Annotated in this window: 15 protein-coding genes and 2 tRNA genes; 12 read left to right on the top strand and 5 right to left on the bottom strand. The window is 39.4% G+C overall.

The window, feature by feature from the left end; all coding sequences use genetic code 11:
* Positions 1-8 precede the first annotated feature (8 nt).
* From BLR27_RS05030 to BLR27_RS05010, 5 genes are all read left to right on the top strand, one after another.
* Positions 9-1,730 (top strand): RagB/SusD family nutrient uptake outer membrane protein, encoded by a 1,722-nt coding sequence (locus BLR27_RS05030; RefSeq protein WP_090701212.1) that lies wholly within the window; start codon positions 9-11, stop codon positions 1,728-1,730.
* 87 nt (positions 1,731-1,817) lie between these two features.
* A complete protein-coding gene (locus BLR27_RS05025) occupies positions 1,818-3,347 on the top strand; it encodes a glycoside hydrolase family 10 protein (RefSeq protein ID WP_245704437.1) in 1,530 nt (509 codons plus the stop codon).
* A gap of 21 nt (positions 3,348-3,368) precedes the next feature.
* On the top strand, positions 3,369-4,391 hold the full coding sequence (locus tag BLR27_RS05020) for a glycosyl hydrolase family 18 protein (protein WP_176767611.1): 1,023 nt from the start codon (positions 3,369-3,371) through the stop codon (positions 4,389-4,391).
* A gap of 14 nt (positions 4,392-4,405) precedes the next feature.
* Positions 4,406-5,185 (top strand): N-acetylmuramoyl-L-alanine amidase, encoded by a 780-nt coding sequence (locus BLR27_RS05015; protein WP_090701205.1) that lies wholly within the window; start codon positions 4,406-4,408, stop codon positions 5,183-5,185.
* Positions 5,186-5,318: 133 nt separating this feature from the next.
* Entirely contained in the window at positions 5,319-6,860 is a 1,542-nt protein-coding gene (locus BLR27_RS05010) for a glycoside hydrolase family 10 protein (protein WP_090701200.1), read from the top strand.
* Between the two features lie 93 nt (positions 6,861-6,953).
* Here the strand turns inward: BLR27_RS05010 and BLR27_RS05005 are convergent, their stop codons facing one another.
* Positions 6,954-7,697, bottom strand: coding sequence for a DeoR/GlpR family DNA-binding transcription regulator (locus BLR27_RS05005; RefSeq protein WP_090701656.1), 744 nt, complete (start codon positions 7,695-7,697; stop codon positions 6,954-6,956).
* A gap of 210 nt (positions 7,698-7,907) precedes the next feature.
* Positions 7,908-8,519, bottom strand: coding sequence for a porin family protein (locus BLR27_RS05000; RefSeq protein ID WP_090701196.1), 612 nt, complete (start codon positions 8,517-8,519; stop codon positions 7,908-7,910).
* A 127-nt stretch (positions 8,520-8,646) separates the two neighbouring features.
* Between BLR27_RS05000 and BLR27_RS04995 the strand changes: the two genes are divergently transcribed.
* On the top strand, positions 8,647-8,862 hold the full coding sequence (locus tag BLR27_RS04995; protein ID WP_090701192.1) for a hypothetical protein: 216 nt from the start codon (positions 8,647-8,649) through the stop codon (positions 8,860-8,862).
* A gap of 89 nt (positions 8,863-8,951) precedes the next feature.
* Positions 8,952-10,685, top strand: coding sequence for a S41 family peptidase (locus BLR27_RS04990; RefSeq protein WP_090701188.1), 1,734 nt, complete (start codon positions 8,952-8,954; stop codon positions 10,683-10,685).
* A gap of 75 nt (positions 10,686-10,760) precedes the next feature.
* Here BLR27_RS04990 and BLR27_RS04985 read toward each other — a convergent pair whose 3' ends face one another.
* Complete coding sequence (locus BLR27_RS04985; RefSeq protein WP_090701652.1) at positions 10,761-12,803, bottom strand: prolyl oligopeptidase family serine peptidase; 2,043 nt, start codon at positions 12,801-12,803, stop codon at positions 10,761-10,763.
* A gap of 234 nt (positions 12,804-13,037) precedes the next feature.
* Between BLR27_RS04985 and BLR27_RS04980 the strand changes: the two genes are divergently transcribed.
* From BLR27_RS04980 to BLR27_RS04965, 4 genes are all read left to right on the top strand, one after another.
* A complete protein-coding gene (locus BLR27_RS04980; protein WP_090701185.1) occupies positions 13,038-13,790 on the top strand; it encodes a UDP-2,3-diacylglucosamine diphosphatase in 753 nt (250 codons plus the stop codon).
* Between the two features lie 139 nt (positions 13,791-13,929).
* Complete coding sequence (gene prfA, locus BLR27_RS04975) at positions 13,930-15,003, top strand: peptide chain release factor 1 (protein ID WP_090701182.1); 1,074 nt, start codon at positions 13,930-13,932, stop codon at positions 15,001-15,003.
* A 174-nt stretch (positions 15,004-15,177) separates the two neighbouring features.
* A tRNA-Lys gene (locus tag BLR27_RS04970) sits at positions 15,178-15,250 on the top strand.
* A gap of 173 nt (positions 15,251-15,423) precedes the next feature.
* Positions 15,424-15,497 (top strand) — tRNA-Asp (locus tag BLR27_RS04965).
* Positions 15,498-15,850: 353 nt separating this feature from the next.
* Here BLR27_RS04965 and BLR27_RS04960 read toward each other — a convergent pair.
* Together BLR27_RS04960 and BLR27_RS04955 are read right to left on the bottom strand one after the other, a co-directional pair.
* On the bottom strand, positions 15,851-16,399 hold the full coding sequence (locus BLR27_RS04960; protein WP_090701179.1) for a helix-turn-helix domain-containing protein: 549 nt from the start codon (positions 16,397-16,399) through the stop codon (positions 15,851-15,853).
* Positions 16,399-17,067 (bottom strand): helix-turn-helix domain-containing protein, encoded by a 669-nt coding sequence (locus tag BLR27_RS04955; protein WP_090701176.1) that lies wholly within the window; start codon positions 17,065-17,067, stop codon positions 16,399-16,401. Before BLR27_RS04955 ends, BLR27_RS04960 begins: the two co-directional genes overlap by 1 nt.
* A gap of 698 nt (positions 17,068-17,765) precedes the next feature.
* Here BLR27_RS04955 and BLR27_RS04945 point away from each other — a divergent pair.
* Complete coding sequence (locus BLR27_RS04945) at positions 17,766-18,179, top strand: helix-turn-helix domain-containing protein (RefSeq protein ID WP_090701169.1); 414 nt, start codon at positions 17,766-17,768, stop codon at positions 18,177-18,179.
* Positions 18,180-19,045 lie beyond the last annotated feature (866 nt).

Below are 19,045 nucleotides of genomic sequence, written 5' to 3'. Positions count from 1 at the left end.
AGATAAATATGAAAAAGTATATATTAATATTTTTGCTTTGCCCCCTGCTGTTTGTAGCAGGATGTAAAAAAGACCTGCTGGAAAAACTTCCTTTAGACAGGCTGACTGATGAAGATTACTGGACAAGTGAGTCAAATGTCAGGACATTTTCCTGGAATTTTTACCCGCGATATTTTCCGGGATATGCATCTGGTTTTGATCTGACCTGGGGTGGATTTTTCACCGGAGAGTCATTGAATGATGATGTGGCGAGCACCTCAAGATTCACTCAGAATCTGCCAACTTCCAATGGAACCTGGTCAGGGTCTTTTTCATGGATCAGACGTGCCAATCTATTTATTGAAAAGGTGAAAACTGTTCCGATGCCTGATGAAGCCAAAAAACACTGGACAGGTATTGCAAGGTACTTTCGTGCCATGGAATACTCAAACAGGGTAAATGACTTTGGTGATTTCCCATGGTATAATAAAGTACTTGATGAAACTGATCCGGCATTATACAAGCCACGTGATCCACGTGCTTTGGTAATGGATAGCGTTCTTGCAGATTTTCAATATGCAGCAGCGAATGTTCGTGTGAATGATGGTGATAAAGCAATTATAAACAGGTATGCAGTTTTGGCTACAATGTCACGTGTATTTCTTTTTGAAGGCACCTGGCAGAAATACCATGTTGGAAATAATGCAAAGGCTACTCAATACCTTGAAGCTGCAAAATGGGCTGCTAATGAGGTAATTGTAAGTGGAAAATTTACTGTTGCAGCTGATTACAGGGGAATGTTTAGTGCTCCTGATTTGGCAAGTAATCCTGAAGTAATCCTTTACAGAAGGTACGAAACAGGCTTGTTAACACATAGTCTTGCAAGTTATGTAAATAAGGAAGCTCAAACAGGTTATACAAAGGATGCTGTAGATTCTTATTTGGCAAAAGATGGTTTACCAATTGGATTATCTCCTCTTTATTTAGGTGATAAAACTATTTATTCTGCCGGTGGTGTTAAAAAATCTGCTGCAATGGCAAACAGAGATCCGCGTATCAATGAAACTTTTGCAGATTCTTTGAGGATCACAGGTTATGTGAAAGATTACGCGTATTCTACAAGCGGATATGCTGTAGTTAAGTTTTTAGATGAATCGGTAAGAGATAAGGCCGAAGGATTATCAAGTACAAATACATCGGATGCTCCTGAAATTCGTTACGGTGAAGTATTAATGAATTATGCGGAGGCAGCAGCCGAACTTGGAACTCTGACTCAGGCAGATCTTGATAAGACCGTTAATAAACTAAGAGCAAGAGCAGATATTAAAATGCCGAATCTTCAGGTTGTTGGCATTTTGCCTGCTGTGAATGGAGTTGTTTATAATGATCCCAACCGTGATCCTGCAGTTCCTTCATTGATCTGGGAGATCCGTCGTGAGCGCCGTGTGGAGCTAATGATGGAAGGGTTCAGATATGATGACCTTAGAAGATGGAAAAAGCTGGATTATGTTGACCAGGTTAAAAACAAAAATGCGAACCGTGGTGCATGGATCAAAAGATCTGACTATCCAAAAGCTACTACAGTTATGATTGAAGGCAATGCTGCCGAAGGTTATATCATTCCTATTCAGTCTGCTGCAAGTTATCGTTTGTTTGATAATGCAAGGGTTTATCTTTCACCAGTTGGGCCTGATCAGATCAAATTATACAAAGACCAGGGAGTTGAATTGACTCAAAATCCGGGTTGGTAGTATATTTCAAAATATCAATTTTTAAACCCCGCCCGCCGACAGGCGTGCGGGGTTTTTTGTTCAACCTATGTTTATTTAACCTGATACATGTTCATTAAATCCTCAGGAATTTTTTTGCTGATCCTTAGTTTCTGCATGCCGCTTATGGCTCAACCTGGTAATTTACAGCCAAAACGCGAATTAAGGGGTGTTTGGATCGCAACGGTCCGGAATATTGACTGGCCTTCTAATGGGAATACTGATCCTGTTGAACAACAAAAGGAGCTGCTCGAAATCTTAGATAGTCATCAGAAAACAGGTATCAATTCAATCTACCTGCAGGTAAGACCTTCGGCTGACGCCTTTTATGGCAGAGGAAGCGAACTGTGGAGTCAGTTTTTAACGGGGAAGCAGGGCGTTGTACCTGATCCCTACTGGGACCCTTTAGACTTTGCAATCACTGAAGCTCATAAACGCGGTATGGAGCTGCATGCATGGCTTAATCCATACCGGGCAACAAATGACCTTGTCGATACGAATACGAGCGTAAATCATATAAAAAGGAAACATCCTGAATGGTTTTTTGACTATGGAAAACAGGCTTATTTTAACCCGGGATTGCCTGAAGTAAGAAATTATATTACACAGATCGTAATGAATGTTGTAAGAAATTATGATGTTGATGGTATCCATTTTGATGATTATTTCTATCCCTATCCCGAAAGGAAAAGCCTGCCCGATTCGAACACATTTGCTCAATATGGACAGGATTTCAAAAGCATACATGACTGGCGGCGCAATAATGTAGATATTTTAATAAAGAGCTTATCAGATAGTATACATACTGCCAAAAGCTTTGTTAAGTTCGGTGTTAGTCCTTATGCAATTTGGCGAAACCGGGCTGATAGCCCGGAGGGTTCCGAAACAAGCGGCAACATTACTTTGTATCATTCTTTATATTCTGATGCCCGGAAATGGACCGCACAGGGTTGGCTCGACTATGTAGTTCCTCAAATTTATTTCCCATTTAATTATAAGGTTGCTGCATTTGAAAAACTGATGGATTGGTGGGCAGCTAATGGGTATGGAAAGCATGTATATATTGGGGAAGCCCCTTTTCTGGCTGACAGATCAACCGAGGGATGGAAAGACAAAAGTCAATTGTCAAATCAGGTTCGGTATCAAAGGGAAAACTCAAATGTTCAGGGGAGCATCTATTTTAGTTCAAAATCTGTAACCAATAACTTGGGTGGATTCAGAGACTCCTTACGTAATGATTTATATCAGCATCCGGCTCTCGTTCCTGCCATGAGCTGGCTGGATAGCATCCCTCCAAATAAACCCTCAGGCTTGAATGTACAGAAGCAAAGCGGCCAAATTTTGTTGAACTGGAATGCTCCGGATAAAGCAGCTGATGATGAAATGAATTATGGTTATATCATTTACAGGTTTATTAAAGGCAGAAAGATCAACCTGAATAATCCGGAAAATATTCTGAAAATACAATTTGACTCTTCTGCATCTTTTAGTGATAAAACTGCAGTACGTAAAAAAAAATATACCTACGTCATTACTGCCATTGACCGCCTGAAAAATGAAAGTTTGGCCTCGAACAAAGTAAAGATCAGGATTCCTTAATTATTGTTAAAAAGAACTCATTTGAAAAAATATATACTTTTTATTCTTGTCATAAGTCTCGGACTTAATGCTTGTAAGAAAAACGGAGGGTCTGCACCAACACCTGCTCCCATTACTCCTAAATCTACGTATGTTTCTGACCGAAGCTATAAGATAGTTGCCTACTTCCCTTCCTACCGAAACCCGGATTCGATCGACGCAAGTAAGTATAAGATGATCACTCATCTTTATTATGCTTTTTTGAATCCTGATGAAAGCGGAAATTTGAAAACATTGGCAGAGCCTGCACGTTTTTCAAAGGTTATTTCTATTGCAAAAAGCAATGGCGTAAAAGTTGGAATATCTGTTTCGGGCCCGGATGCGACATTCGTTTCACTTGCAGCTAACGCAAGTTCAAGGACAAATCTCGTAAAGAATGTTCTTGCTTTTGTAAAGCAGTATAATTTGGATGGCGTTGACATGGATTGGGAGTATCCGCGAACGAGCAATGGTAGCGACCTTACCTACAATAGTTTAATTAAGGAACTTTCTGACACCCTGCACAATAATAGTAAATATCTGAGTGCTGCAGTTACCGCCGGAGTTTATGCAGGTGCGGTTAGAGATGGAGTCCGTTCGGACACCTATAATTATATCGACTTTTTTAATATCATGAGCTATGATGGTATGGGCTGGGATAAGTCTGATCTTAAACAACATTCATCCTATAATATGGCAGTAAGCAGCCTGGATACCTGGCTTGTTTTGAAAGGATTGCCTAAAGAAAAGGCAGTATTGGGTATTGCATCTTACGGAAGAAACAGTCTGAATGTTGCAGCAGGATATCGTGAATTCATAAATGCAGGTGCTAATTCTGAAATTGATTCTGCTATGTATAAAGGTGCGATGTACTATTATAATGGCACTGGTACAATCAGGAATAAGACGTTGTTATCCAAAGAAAGGGCAAATGGTATTATGCTTTGGGAATTTTATTTTGACACAAACGGTAAAACATCCTTGTTAAAATCAGTAAATGATGCATTGGGTCGAGTCTATAACTAATATGTGAATAACTTATGAAAAAAAACCTCATACTATCTCTGCCTCTATTTTATTTGTGTACATCTTTCATTAGTACAAATAACGATCTGCCCGTAAATTCGGGGATGTCAGATTCCGTGGTTTCCACACCAGTTCTCCTTAAACAACGGCCTGTAATTGTCTGGCAGCCATCCCATCAAACTAATACCGGTGTGAACTTCAGTGAAGCTGCAGTTTGTAACGGTATTGTGGAAGCAGCTATGAATGCCGAACCGCGCATGAAAGAATACAAGGTTTGGAGTCTTGGTAAAAAAGATCTTCATCACGCCGACGTTGGCAGCAATACCATCGTCGAGCAAACTTCTGCTGTAATAAACGGCCAGTTATCCGGATATGCCTGGGAATTACAGAAATCAAATAAAAAGGAGCCGCAAGTATTTATTTCCATTCATAATAACGGTGGCACCAAGCGCCATGCAATCTGGGGTTTTATTCATGAAGGAGATCAACATGAGGCGGAAAATCGTGCGCTCGCCCGTCGCCTGGTAAAAGCCATTAGTGCGGTAACGGGGCTCGAAGACCGGGGTGTGCTTTTCGACAGCTCTACAGGCAGAAATGATTACAAATGTAAGGTAAGTGGCAAACTCGCTTTCTTTAGCCTTGATGAAAATGTGAATAAAGCTCCATACCGTGTACTTCTTGAGGTTGGGGATAATCTTGTAAGTAAAGAATTTCTCGAAGACCCGATTAACCAAAAGAAAATGGGTGTAGCGATCAAAGTTGCTCTGGCAGAGTGGATGGCCGAAACAAAATAGGTGATGGGTCTGGCTAAGATATATTAACCTGAGTTCGACTTTAAAATTTATGACTATGGCTCAGAGAGATTTTTTTTAATTTTAAAAAGGCTCAAAAAATTATAGCAATGTACAATCAATTCAATATCCTATCATGATGAGAAAATTATTACCCTTTATAACATGCCTTGCCATTTTGTTGAACGCCTGCGTTACCGTGGTGCCGGTTAAACCGGTAGCAAACTTACAGAATGGTCCTAAAGCACCTTCAGAGTTTCGTGCTGCCTGGGTTGCAACAGTTGCTAATATTAATTGGCCCAGTAAACCGGGCCTTAGTACTGCTAAGCAGCAGGAAGAGGCAATTGTACTTCTGGATTTTTTAAAGTCTAATAACTTCAATGCGGTTATTTTACAGGTTCGCCCGCAAGCTGATGCGCTTTATAAAAGCGATCTGGAGCCCTGGTCATATTATTTGACTGGTGAAACAGGAAAAGCACCTTCACCTTATTATGATCCGCTTGAGTTCTGGACTGAAGCTGCTCATGAACGGGGACTTGAATTGCATGTATGGTTAAACCCTTACAGGTCACACCATAAAAGTGCTGGTCCGCTAAGTGAAAAGTCAATTGTAAAGACAAAGCCAGGTCTTTCTGTTTTCCTGAAGGAAGGTTACTGGTGGCTTGATCCGGCAAAAAAAGAAACGCAGGACCATACGGTTGCTGTTGTTATGGATATTGTAAAACGTTATGATATCGATGGAGTGCATTTCGATGATTATTTCTATCCCTATCCATCCTATAATTTGAATGAAGATTTTCCTGATGATGAAAGCTGGAAAGTTTATCAGGAGGAGGGAGGAAATCTTTCCCGCGGAGATTGGAGAAGAGAAAGTGTGAATGACCTGATTCAGAGGCTGTATAAAGAAATTAAATCTGAAAAGAAATATGTCAAATTCGGATTAAGTCCATTTGGGATCTGGCGGCCTGGCTATCCGGAGTCAATTGCTGGTTTCGATCAGTATGATCAGCTTTATGCAGATGCAAAGCTTTGGTTGAATAAGGGCTGGATAGATTATTTTACACCGCAGCTTTATTGGGAAACCAATAAAATTCCTCAGAGTTTCCCGGTATTACTTGGATGGTGGGCAGCAGAAAATCTGAAAAACCGTCATTTATGGCCTGGAATCAGTGTCAATAAAGGTGGTGGTGAAAAGAACAATGATGAGATTGTAAATGAGATCATGATATCTCGTGGAATGCTGCCTAAAAGCAAGGGAATTGTTCACTGGAGTATTTCGCAGCTTGTAAATAATGACAGTCTTACCAGGGCTATTGTTAATGGTCCGTATAAAAAACCTGCGCTTGTTCCTTCCAGTCCATGGCTTGATAATAATGCCCCGGAGCCTCCTTTGGTAAGTACCGAAATACAGGATAGGTCGATTAAACTAACAAGAAATATTTCTGCTGCAGGCGACATTTTCCGATGGATCGTATATTATCAGTATGGGGATAGATGGGATTACCAGATCCTTAATAGTAAGGATACTTCATTTGAAATCATGCTTAATTCGGTTTCGCCGGGAGTGCAGAAAAACAATTCCGAACCTGCAACAATTCCTTTAAAGCGGATAATGGTTACGGGTGTAGACCGAACAGGAAATGAAAGTGTCAAAAAAGAATTATATCTGCTAAAATAGCAAGGATCGCATTGGCAGATATTTTACATTATACCATAAAGTTTATACCACAGGGCCAAACCTGAGGCTCATTTTAAGAATCTTATCAATCCATCAAAGTACTTTTACCTGGCCTCTATATTCCTGTACTTTATGGTTGCTTGACTTGAGATCTGTTATGAGAAAGTCAATCTCATTAAAGCTGCAAACCTTCATTTTCTGAGCGGAATTAAGTTTTTCTCCAATACACATGATTACTGTCCTGGCAGCTGACTTTATCATGGCTTTTTTGACCTGAACTACTTCCCAGTCTGAATCTGTTATACCTTCATTTATATCAATTCCATTGGCTCCCAGGAAGCAAAGATCTACACGTATTTCTGATAATTCTCTGACCGTTTTTGAGCCCATAATGACCTGTGAATTTTTATTAAGCTGGCCACCTACAAGAATAACTGTCAAAAATTCTCTCTCTGCTAATTCGAGAGCTACCAGGGGGCTGATTGTGAAAATTGTAGCCTTCAGATTATCTGGAATTAGTCGGGCCATCTCCAGCATGGTCGTTCCACCACCTGTTAAAACTATCATGCCTTCAGATATCAGACTGATGGCTTTTTTGGCTATTTCTCTTTTTGATTCCTGAGCATAGATATCAATTTGTTCATATGGAAAATGAAATGATTTTGAAAGAGCTCCTCCATGTACTTTAAGGAGTTTTCCCTTTTCGGAGAGTTCATTCAAATCCCTCCTCACAGTATCTTCAGATACCTTTAAAAGCAAACTTAAATCTGAGGATAAAACCTTATTATGTAAATTGATCTGATTGATTATATAAGCATGGCGTTCTTTCTTTAACATCCCGCTCGCAGGTATTTCCTTCATTTATTGTATATCCTTATTAATGAAAATTTAATTTAAATCTAAAATTATTTATCTCATTAAGATACGCAAAAACCTGCAAAATAAACAATGGTTTTATTAAATATGGGTTTGTCCGGCTGTACTATAAATTCAAAAACCATTACTGCAGCAGTAATGGTTTTTGAATACGATAAGGGCTATTCTTTTTTATAATAACTTGAACCCAAGACTTAAATGAAATAAATTTTGTTGCTGACTATATTTTTCACTTTGACTTACATTGCTTAATCCTGCCTCATAACGAACATCAAATGTAAGGTTGCCCAAATCAACACCGCTACCTGCCTGGAATCCAAAAGTTTGTTTTTTATAATTTCCAAAATCAGTGACTGAATTGTATGCTGTGCCGAGGTTATTATCTTCATCAATGACAAAGGATACGATCGGGCCGGCCATAAAACGCAGGTTTAGTTTATTGGTACCGATCTTGGTGCCAACCAATAGCGGCAGATCAAGGGTTGTGAATTTTATTTTGCCTTTCACATCCATCATTCCTGAACTGGTTTCAATGCTTGTATATTCATTTCCTTTTGTTCCGAGGTATAGTTCAGGTTGAAAATACAATCCGGCAGCACCAACTCTGGTGAATACTCCTGCCTGGTATCCCATAATACTATTTTCATCTGTCAGGTCATCTTTGGTTTTCAGATTAGAATAGTTAACACCGCCCTTAATTCCGAAGGTGAATTTAGGTATTTGTGCCATTGCCGTAAGTCCGGTTATTCCGAGAAGGCATGTGAACATTATGATCTTTTTCATACAATCCTATTTAAGTGAATTTTCTAACTAATAAACAATATTTATTCCAAATTATTGTATTTGGTCATTTCTTCGAATTAGCTTGAAATTTGTCGGGATAAAATTTAATTTTGTGCAAATTTGTACTATGGCAGAGATCAGCATAAGTAATTCAGAATGGGATCGTTTGAAATTAAAAGTTAAACGTAAATACAATCATCTTAGCGATGAAGATCTTTCTTATCAGCAGGGACAGGAAGAGGAGTTAATTGTCCGATTGATGGGCCGCCTGAAGCGCAAAAGAGAATATATTGTATTTACCCTGAAAAAGGGTCTTGAGTTTCTCGAAACAAACCGTTTATAGAACAAAGTTTTTCTGACTTTATTGGTGTTTATCTTAATAGTTCTAAAAAAGGCAGGTTTTTTGTACTTTTAAATTCATAATTTAAAAATATGAACAAACAGTCCGGTTCAAATCCCAATTTCTTGAAATTGGTGAAGGGATTTATTCTCAGTGCGGTATTAATATCATTTTTCTCTTTTTCATATGTTGAAGACCTGTTTCAGGTGTCCAAGAATCTGGACATTTTTGCAGCAGTTTATAAACAGTTGAGTATAAACTATGTAGACGATGTTAATTCCTCAGAAATGATGAAAATCGGAATTGATGCGATGCTGGAAGACCTTGATCCGTATACCGAATATATTCCTGAGTCTGATATCGAAGATTATAAACTTAAATATGTAAGTACTCAATATGGCGGTATTGGTGCAACTATTTCCAATAGGGATGGCAAAGTTATAGTTGCCGAACCTTATCAAGGTTTCCCTGCACAAAAGGCAGACATTCGTGCCGGTGATGAATTGCTTGAAATAGGTGGAATTTCTTTAAAAGGAAAAAATAATGAGCAGGTTAGTTCTATGCTAAAAGGTTCAAAAGGCACTCCCGTTAAATTATTAATTCAAAGACTCAATACTCCAAAGTCTATTGAAATAAACCTTGTTCGTGAAGAGATCAGACAAGATAATGTAACTTACTTTGGTATGCTCGATAATAATGTTGGGTATATTAAGCTGGATAAATTTCTGGAGAATTCTGCTCAGGAGGTAAGAGATGCATTAACGGAGCTAAAAAAGAATAACCTGAATGGCTTAGTGCTGGACCTTCGTTTTAATGGGGGCGGTATATTACAGGAGGCTGTAAAAATTGTTAACCTGTTTGTTGATAAAGGTGTGACCGTGGTGATTCAAAAGGGTAGAAATCGGGATAAATCTATTACCTATACTACATCCAATAACCCGGAGGAACCAGATCTTCCATTAGTCGTTCTTGTAAATAACCGTTCAGCTTCTGCCTCAGAGATCGTTGCCGGATCATTACAGGATCTGGACAGAGCCGTAGTGATCGGTCAGCGAAGCTTCGGAAAAGGCCTGGTTCAGCAAACATTCAATCTGCCCTATAACAGCCTGGTAAAGGTTACTGTTGCTAAATACTATACCCCTTCCGGGCGATGTATACAGGCATTGGATTATACTCATCGGGATTCTGATGGAACGGTTGTTAAGGTGGCTGATTCTCTGATCACTGAATATAAGACCAAAACCGGCAGATCTGTTTATGATGGAAGCGGTATTTTTCCTGATATTTTTGTAAAACCTCTTAAGTATAGTCTGATAACCCAAACTCTGGCTTCAAAATATCATGTTTTTGACTATGCTACCCAGTATCGTAATCAAAACCCAACAATTGCCGATGCTAAAACTTTCAAACTTACGGATGCGGAATTTCAAAATTTTGTAAGCTTCCTTTCAAAAAGGGATTATAGCTATAATTCCCGTATTGAAAAGTTGCTCAACGAAGTACGTGATGAGGCAAAGAGAGAAAGCAAACTGGGTGAAGTTAGTAATGAATTAGAGGCACTAAATGCCCGGATATCCAATGCCAAGAAAAACGATCTGACTTTGTATAAGGAGGAGATCAAAAAAGTGTTGGAGGCTGAGATAGTATCACGATATTACTTTGAAAAAGGCAGGCTTGAACAAAACTTTAAATACGATCATGACCTGAGTGAATCTCTCAAAGTCATCTCAAATAAATCAGTTCTGGCCTCAATTCTAAATGGAGAGGGGACATATAAATCTATTGGTAAACCGGGTGAGGATTTTTCTGCAAGTACGGGAAAGTAGGATCAGTTAACAGTTAACAGTTATCAGTTAACAGTTTACCGATTGGGTACGGTAGCCAGACAACAGACAACCTAACTACCTGAAATTCAATCCCATATTATAAAGCATAAACGCCCATTTATCGGCTTGCTCTTCAATGATCTTGCCGGTTGGTTTTCCTGCACCATGACCCGCATTGGTTTCGATTCTGATTAGCGCAGGGCTAGCTCCTTTATGATACTCCTGTAATCTGGCTGCAAATTTAAAGGAATGAGCCGGTACAACCCGGTCATCATGATCAGCAGTAGTAATCAATGTAGCCGGATAGGATACTCCAGGTTTTAAAGCATGGTAAGGTGAATATTTCAGCAGGTAATCAAACATTTCTTTCGAATCTTCAGCTGTTCCATAATCATAGGCCCATCCTGCTCCGGCAGTAAATTTGTTATATCTGAGCATATCTAAAACTCCTACAGCAGGGAATGCTACTTTAAAAAGTTCAGGACGCTGACTCATAACTGCTGCTACAAGTAAACCTCCATTTGAACCTCCGGATATTGCCAGGTATTCTTTAGACGTATATTTATTGCTGATCAGGTATTCTGCTGCGGCAATAAAATCATCAAATACATTTTGCTTTTGCATTTTGGTGCCTGCCAGGTGCCACTTTTCGCCATACTCACCTCCTCCTCGAAGGTTAGGTACTGCATATATTCCTCCCTGCTCAAGCAGAATGATATTTGAGGTGCTGAATGCCGGGGTCAGGCTAACACTAAAACCACCATATCCATATAAAAGGGTTGGGTTTTTCCCGTTGAGTTCAATTCCTTTTTTGTGGGTGATGATCATCGGGATCTTTGTTCCGTCTTTTGAAGTATAGAATACTTGCTTTGAAACAAATTTGGAGGGATCAAATTCAACTCCCGCTTTTTTGTATTCAACAGATTGTCCTGAACCAATAATATACTTAAAGATCGTTGGAGGATAGATATAAGAAGTAAAGGTATAATACAACTCTTTTTCTGTCTTTTTAGCGCTGAATCCGCTTGCTGAACCTACACCGGGCAATGTAACTGTTCTTTCCAGATTGCCATCCATATCATACTGCATCACAAGAGATGTAGCGTCTTTCAGGTAATTGGCAAAGATCTTTCCACCGGCTGTGCTGACATTCAAAACGTTTTCTGTCTCTTTGATCAGATCTTTCCAGTTTTCCGGTGCCGGATTTGAAGAATCTACGGTAACCACTCGGTAGTTTGGTGCATTATGATTGGTGAAGATATACAGTTTGTCTCCCTGGTTATCGATCACAGAATGATCTCCCTTGTAATTATTCACCACATTGATTATCGGACTTCCTGGTTTGGACAGATCCTGAACATACAGTTCATTTCCTGTGGTTGATACAGCTGCAGTTATGACTAAAAAACGCTGATCTTCAGTAACACCGCCGCCAATGTATCTGCGGGGAGTTTGATCACCGCCAAAGATCAGTTTATCCTCTTTCTGAGATGTGCCAATTGAATGAAAGTATAGTTTATGATATTGGGTCAGTCCTGAAAGCTGGCTACCTTCCTTTGGCTTATCATAACTGCTGTAATAGAATCCTTCATTTCCTTTCCAGGATAAGCCTGAAAATTTAACGTCAATTAAAGTATCACCTACAACAGACTTGTCGGAAGTATTTAAGATGATCACCTTTCTCCAGTCGGAACCTCCTTCTGAGATCTGGTAAGCTACCATGCTGCCGTCTTTTGTAAATTCAATACCGGCAAGGGATGTGGTTGCGTCTTTTGAAAAAGTATTTGGATCCAGAAAAACTTCCGGTTTGCTTTTATCTTTTTGTCTGTACAGGACATACTGATTCTGTAAGCCATCGTTTTTATAGAAATAGGTATAATCACCTTCCTTAAACGGAGCGGTAAATTTTTCGTAATTCCACAGCGTTTCTAATCGTTTTTTGATAGCGCCTTTGAATGGGATGGTTGATAAATATCCCTGTGTCACTTTATTTTCTGCCTCTACCCAGGCTTTGGTCTCTGCTGACCGGTCATCCTCCAGCCAGCGGTACGGATCCTTGATGGTAGTTCCAAAATAGGTATCAGAAACGTCAGTTTTACTTGTTGCAGGGTAGTTCATGGGTTTAATACTTGGACTTGTATGTTGTGCTATTCCATTAAAAGGGATGATCAACATAGCAATTGCGAAGATTGTTTGTTTTAATCTTTTCACTGGATTTTCAAATTAAGTATCTGCTAAAATAGATAAAGCATTCATAAAAATGGTCAGATGCCAGTCAATTGTTGGAGATGATTCCGACAGAATTTTTCTGCATAGGCAGGCTCAAATTAAAAATTATGTATTTTTGAGTTCATGTCAGCCAATAAAATATTTTTCGCCTCCGATTTCCATTTTGGAGTGCCTGATTATCAGACGAGTCGAGAGCGTGAAGATCTTGTGGTCAGATGGCTTGAGCAGATCAGCCATGAAGCAAGTGAGATCTACCTGCTTGGAGATATTTTTGATTTTTGGTTCGAATACGGTGCTGTCATTCCTAGAGGATTTATCAGGTTTCAGGGGAAAATTGCTGAGCTGGTTGATTCAGGTATTAAGATCTTCTTTTTTAAAGGCAATCACGATATGTGGATGTTCGATTATTTCGAAAAGGAAATGGGGGTACAGATCATATCAGATGAACTGATCCTGGATAGAAGTGGAAAGAGATTTTTTCTGCATCATGGCGATGGCCTTGGTCCCGGGGATGCTAAGTACAAGATCCTGAAAAAGATCTTTAGAAGTGATCTTTGCCAATGGTTGTTTGCCCGGATCCATCCAAATCTGGGTGTGGGTATCGCACGGAAATGGTCCATGAAAAGCAGGCTTCAGAATAATAAAAAAGAGGAGTTTAAGGACATTTCGGAAGAGTGGCTCGTTACCTATTCGAAAGAGCTGCTTCTCAAAGAGCACTTCGATTTCCTGATCTTTGGGCACAGGCATTTGCCTCTTGATATTCAGTTAGGAGAAAGTAAATATATCAATCTGGGAGAGTGGATCAATTTTAATTCATACGCGGTGTTCGATGGTGAAAAACTTGAACTCCTGTATTTTGAAAACTCTCCTGCCTGATTCTCACCCATCTATTCAAAGCCTGGCTATTTCCGATTACGTATAATCTTCAATTATTATGCAAAAAAGGCGTATTTTTGTGGCCTTGAATTTGTGCCGGTAATTTCAGGCATTAAAACAGGATATTTCAACGAACACTATGTTACAAAAACTAGAATATATTAAAGAACGCTGGCAGGAAGTTGAGCGCGAGCTCAGTAATCCGGCAACGATGAGCGATATGAAGCGTTTTGCTCAGCTGAACAAGGAGTATAAAGACCTGACGAAAATTGTTGAGGAGTATAAAATTTACAGCAATGTGATCAGCAATATCGACGCAAATAAGAATCTGCTTTCTAACGAAAAGGATGAAGAAATGCGGGAAATGGCAAAGATGGAGCTTGATGAATTATTGCCTCAACAGGAGCAGCTTGAAGAAAAGATCCGTGTAATGCTTATTCCTCAGGATCCTGAGGATAGTAAAAATGCTATTGTGGAGATCCGCGGAGGAACAGGAGGAGATGAAGCAGCGCTTTTTGCAGGCGATCTTTACCGGATGTATACCCGTTATTGTGAACGCAAGGGATGGCGCATGGAGGTTGTTGACGTGACTGAAGGAACTGCCGGGGGATATAAAGAAGTTGTATTTAATGTGACTGGTGAGGATGCCTATGGGCAGTTGAAATACGAATCAGGTGTTCACCGCGTGCAGCGTGTTCCTGATACGGAGACGGCTGGTCGTGTGCATACATCAGCAGCGTCTGTGGTGGTTTTACCAGAGGCAGATGAGTTTGATGTTCAGATCAGCATGAATGATGTGCGTAAGGACCTTTTCTGTTCATCCGGGCCGGGTGGTCAATCAGTGAATACCACTTACTCTGCAGTTCGTCTTACACACCTTCCTACAGGGATCGTGGCGCAATGTCAGGATCAGAAGTCGCAGTTAAAGAATTTTGATAAAGCATTTGGTGTTCTTCGGAGCAGGGTATATGAGCTGGAGCATGCAAAGATGCTGGAGGAAACTTCAAAAAAGCGGAAGACTATGGTTGCAACCGGCGACCGTTCGGCAAAGATCCGTACCTATAACTACCCGCAGGGAAGGGTTACAGAACACCGGATTGGCTTAACGATCTATAATCTTCCGAATGTGATGAATGGTGATATTCAGGAGATAATTGATCAATTACAGCTTGCAGAGAACGCTGAAAAGATGAAAGAAGGCTCAATTGCCTGATAATTTTATGGTTTTGGAGCTTAAATTCCACTTAATTTTCATTGTTAATAATTGAAAATAAGCAGGTTATGTCCAGAATAGAAATTAAGCTTTTTATTATTTGCACTATATAGGTTAATCCCGTATATTTGCCTCACTTTTAAGAAAAACGGTTAATGTTAATCTAAAAAGGATGATTCCGTAGCTCAGCTGGTAGAGCATTACACTTTTAATGTAGTGGTCCTGGGTTCGAATCCCAGCGGGATCACATAGTAATGTGCGTAGCACAAATAAAAAATTTCTCTGGGATGAGAAGTTTACCCAGATGAAAATCGGGGAATCCCAGCGGAAACACAAAAAAATGTGCTTAGCACAAATAAAATTGTATCTTTCCTGTGTTAACAGGATTAGCCTGCCAAGGCAGATATAGAATGATAAAACGGACCGGTAGTTCAGCTGGTTAGAATGCCGCCCTGTCACGGCGGAGGTCGCGGGTTCGAGTCCCGTCCGGTCCGCAATTTAAACGAAAGGAGAGTCAGAAACGTCTCTCCTTTCGTTTTTAAGGCGTTTTTACTCCAAAATCAGTGTGTTACCTCTCAAAAACAAAAAGTGCCTTTTTGAGGTCAAAAACCCAATAAGTGGTATTAATTACAAGTATTTGTGTGTTACCCTGTGTTACCAAAATACTATATTTGTGTCAGGAGGTATTAAATCATGGCTACAGCTATAGCAGTACTCTGGAAGATTTCAGAAAGAACAAGTTCATCTGCAATTCGCATTGACTTTCCCGGAAAAGATTCTATTAACAATTAGTTTCTTAAATATCAGAATCTTAGTGGGATGTTGCCAAATAGCGTTTGTGCTCATACTATTCTCTTTTGTCGTTTTTTTTGTATCTCCTCCAGTTCCGTTCTAAAAATTCTATTCGGGAAAGCATGGTATTTAACTGCACCACAAGGTCTTTCACATTGGCTACTTTATTATGCTTGGTATCTACCTTCGGAAAACGGTTCTTAACTCCAGTAGTCTTGTAAATCCTGTCTTCCAACTGCTCTATGCGAGTGAAGGTCTTGTTTAACACATTCATTACCATTCCGAGCGTGATGTCTTCAGATGCATTAATATGGTCAGGTGTTGCCAAATCTGGAAGGACTTTGTTTTTGAACGGGTGCTCACCGACACCATGCATAAGCCATTGGCTATCTACATTCAGGTTCTTCTCCATAAGCATGATGATTCGCTCAGTCACTGGCTGATGCCCTGACTTGATCTTAGTCACCATACTGTATGAGATAGGAATCGCTTTGGATAATCCTACAGTAGTTAAACCCAATTCTTTGGCAACCTGCCAGAACCTTTCGTTCACTCCAGTATCGGAGATTACAGGTGTTTTCTTTAATCTGTTTATCTTTACCATTATAATACCTCCCCCCAAACTATTTTAATAAGTTTATAGATACATACGATATTTTCCTTTGCAAGACTGAAGCTTCCTCCTGACTCTTTATTATCAGAATGAAGGGTGAGTATGCCATCAGATAATAAAGTATTCTCCTTAATTCTCCTTACTATAATATTGCCTGGATAACAAACAGCCACTACTCCAGTTTGATAGCTGTAATCAGTCTCAGGGACTTTACGACCAATAAATCGTGTGCCAGTTGCATACGTATCTCTCATGGAGTTATCACCAAGTTCAATTAATATACAATCGCTTCCGAATATCTCTCCATTCTGACTCACAACAATGGCTGATTCTTTAGCCAATTCGTCAGTACCGTTGCAAGAATGTCCTTGCGACATATTTGCACTAATGAAAGGAAGGGAAACCTGAAACACACCCGATATATTAGGCAACTGGCTTTCATTGAATGGAATATTGCTCTCCGCTAAAAATAATCCTATATCAACAGAATACTTATTGGATAGAGCCTTAGCCAAGCCAATAGGCATTGACCTCTTACCGCTTTCAATCATCGAGAGGTAACTCTGGCGAATGTTAAACTCTTTGGCTATCTCCTCTTGGGACAGGTTCAACTTTCTTCTTAGGTAGGAGAGATAAGTTTTTTTTGTTTTCACTGTCATTTAATTTGTTAAGGGTTGTAAATAAAATTAATTTAAATTGGAATCATTAATTGTTATAATAAATACGAATGCCATGCTGTTGCATAATATAAATAACAAATATATAACAAAAAATTGCAAAAATTAATAATTTATAACAAAATATATCTTTAATATTCAAGAAAATTACTTGACATACTTAAAGTAGAGAGTAATGAGGATATAGATATCTCTCCAGTTACTTGAATCTTCACAGGAGGATTGACTTTTTGGAAAAGATAAAGGACCTTGAATGGATAGACTGATAGCCAGCATCTGATTTCAATTGCTCAACTATCCCAATTTTACGAATCGCTTCTACCCATTGGATGGAGATCACAACTTCGCAAAACATTTGGTATATTTATATCTAAATGAAGAGAGTATGGAATTAGACATAGAAAAAAACCAAGATTCGCAATCGACTTCAGGTTCATTGACGCAGGAGACAGAACTAAGTTTCTTGGAACAGCTAAGAGCGATGCCCTACGACAGAAGTCGGATAGGTCAGATAAATATCTACAACGTCTCGGCAACGCCAAAATTCGGAACCAAAATTACGTCAACTGGCGAGGACAAGTAAAGGAGTCTAAGGAATTAGAAGCCTATCGTGCTTTATGTAAAGAACAGCTTGATTTAGCTTTTAAGGTGAAATTTATTTTTGAAGCTAAGAAAGTATCATGGAAAAAACAGAAACACGCGGTCGCAAAAAGATACGCCTCAATTATTACTTATGCTTTTGGGTGACTGGTGAGCAGAGAGCAAGACTTTTAACCAGGGCGGAAGACAAACAGGTACTGGTTGACAGGGTAGCACAGATGATTGAAGACGGTATAGAGATAAGCAAGTACTACATCAGTAACTCGAAGGAGTTCTTGGAGTTCCTGTCATTCCGACCATCACTGACTATCTCTGCCCTGGCTAAAGAAGCCGGGATTCCAAGGAGTTCGCTTCATCAAATAGTATCAGGCAAGTTGAACATGACTGAAGCGTATGCTGAAAAACTGGCACCGGTTCTTAGCAGGTATGGTACTAAGGTAAATTCAAAGGATATTATGAGGGGAGCAACTGAACTTAAAGCAAGAAAAAAATAATGATTTGTGTACACCAAATGTGTGTACCGGTACACTTAACGTATTGATTTATAGATATGTTGCGAGTCCCGTCCGGTCCGCAAACACTCGAAGTAATACCCTGTAAGTCAATAGCTTACGGGGTATTTTGTTTTATAGGTACAACATAAGTACAACAAATTCGAAATTTCACTTTGTTTCTCCTCTTTACTCTGACTTTCTTCAAATTGATAATACGTCCGTCTATTTAAATATGTGTATGGCGGAAATGTCTGTTTGGCAGATGATCTTTATGAAAATGAGAGATGGCGTATCTACCCTTACAGATAATTGTCCCTTAAATTACTAATCGCCTTATTCACCTGCTATATCCTTTATATATAGCATTAATCTATTAAAATCCTTGATTTAGGTATAATTGGGTTTAAAATAATAAAGCTCCGGAAGTTTAAATCAAGAGCTCAGAAATTGAAAATTATAATTTTGATTGGTACGAACAATAGGGGAAGCTTACACTAGGAGTGCCAAACGGTAGGCCGATCATTTCTCAATATAAGCTCCAAGCTCACATTCAGGCAAGCTCCAAACCAACCTTGCTCTTCCTCTATATCGAATAACCTATGCATCGTGGCGGGAGGAAAAATCTTGACAACTTACCCCCCCCACTTATGCAATTACTAAGCACCGACTCCAGTTGTCCATTTTGTAGCGCCTCAGTTCTGGATAAAGGAGATTGAAAGAGCGGTTGCTTACAAATAAAATTTATTAGACTGTGACTTTAAGGGGGCTTTTACACTTATCCGCTAGCATCACTTTGTATCATTAACCATGCAAAGTACTTTCCTGGATCTAGATTTTAAATTAACATAGAATGTTAATTGTAACAT

The sequence above is a fragment of the Daejeonella rubra genome (genome assembly GCF_900103545.1).
Classification (GTDB): Bacteria; Bacteroidota; Bacteroidia; order Sphingobacteriales; family Sphingobacteriaceae; genus Daejeonella; species Daejeonella rubra.
This window is presented reverse-complemented; position numbering and strand designations above follow the sequence as displayed.

Excerpts from the sequence above, each read along its gene's own strand:
- BLR27_RS05030 (WP_090701212.1), top strand. The coding sequence starts at position 9 with ATGAAAAAGTATATATTAATATTTTTGCTTTGCCCCCTGCTGTTTGTA.
- BLR27_RS05025 (WP_245704437.1), top strand. The coding sequence starts at position 1,818 with ATGTTCATTAAATCCTCAGGAATTTTTTTGCTGATCCTTAGTTTCTGC.
- BLR27_RS05015 (WP_090701205.1), top strand. The coding sequence starts at position 4,406 with ATGAAAAAAAACCTCATACTATCTCTGCCTCTATTTTATTTGTGTACA.
- BLR27_RS05010 (WP_090701200.1), top strand. The coding sequence starts at position 5,319 with ATGATGAGAAAATTATTACCCTTTATAACATGCCTTGCCATTTTGTTG.
- BLR27_RS05005 (WP_090701656.1), bottom strand. The coding sequence starts at position 7,697 with ATGTTAAAGAAAGAACGCCATGCTTATATAATCAATCAGATCAATTTA.
- BLR27_RS05000 (WP_090701196.1), bottom strand. The coding sequence starts at position 8,519 with ATGAAAAAGATCATAATGTTCACATGCCTTCTCGGAATAACCGGACTT.
- BLR27_RS04995 (WP_090701192.1), top strand. The coding sequence starts at position 8,647 with ATGGCAGAGATCAGCATAAGTAATTCAGAATGGGATCGTTTGAAATTA.
- BLR27_RS04990 (WP_090701188.1), top strand. The coding sequence starts at position 8,952 with ATGAACAAACAGTCCGGTTCAAATCCCAATTTCTTGAAATTGGTGAAG.
- BLR27_RS04985 (WP_090701652.1), bottom strand. The coding sequence starts at position 12,803 with ATGAACTACCCTGCAACAAGTAAAACTGACGTTTCTGATACCTATTTT.
- BLR27_RS04980 (WP_090701185.1), top strand. The coding sequence starts at position 13,038 with ATGTCAGCCAATAAAATATTTTTCGCCTCCGATTTCCATTTTGGAGTG.
- prfA (WP_090701182.1), top strand. The coding sequence starts at position 13,930 with ATGTTACAAAAACTAGAATATATTAAAGAACGCTGGCAGGAAGTTGAG.
- BLR27_RS04960 (WP_090701179.1), bottom strand. The coding sequence starts at position 16,399 with ATGGTAAAGATAAACAGATTAAAGAAAACACCTGTAATCTCCGATACT.
- BLR27_RS04955 (WP_090701176.1), bottom strand. The coding sequence starts at position 17,067 with ATGACAGTGAAAACAAAAAAAACTTATCTCTCCTACCTAAGAAGAAAG.
- BLR27_RS04945 (WP_090701169.1), top strand. The coding sequence starts at position 17,766 with ATGGAAAAAACAGAAACACGCGGTCGCAAAAAGATACGCCTCAATTAT.